This is a genomic window from Pseudomonas sp. SIMBA_068 (assembly GCF_046534705.1).
GTDB classification, from domain to species: domain Bacteria; phylum Pseudomonadota; class Gammaproteobacteria; order Pseudomonadales; family Pseudomonadaceae; genus Aquipseudomonas; species Aquipseudomonas putida.
In genome coordinates this window covers 1-262 of record NZ_JAWRYI010000787.1, presented here as the reverse complement: position 1 = coordinate 262, position 262 = coordinate 1, and the positions used below count along the sequence as shown (strand labels likewise).

General features: G+C 53.4%; 1 protein-coding gene. It reads left to right on the top strand.

What is annotated here, in order from left to right:
* A partial coding sequence (locus SB756_RS31450; RefSeq protein WP_410913420.1) for a F0F1 ATP synthase subunit gamma occupies window positions 1–262 on the top strand: 262 nt, incomplete at both ends.

The window sequence follows — 262 nt, the reverse complement described above, 5'->3', positions numbered from 1 at the left end:
CAATGCGACCTCGCAATGATCGGCTCGAAAGGCGTGTCGTTCTTCAACTCCGTGGGCGGCAATGTTGTTGCCCAGGTCACCGGCATGGGGGATAACCCTTCCCTGTCCGAACTGATCGGTCCGGTAAAAGTGATGTTGCAGGCCTACGACGAAGGCCGTCTGGACAAGCTTTACATTGTCAGCAACAAATTTATTAACACCATGTCTCAGGTTCCGACCATCAGCCAGCTGCTGCCGTTACCGGCATCAGATGATGATGATC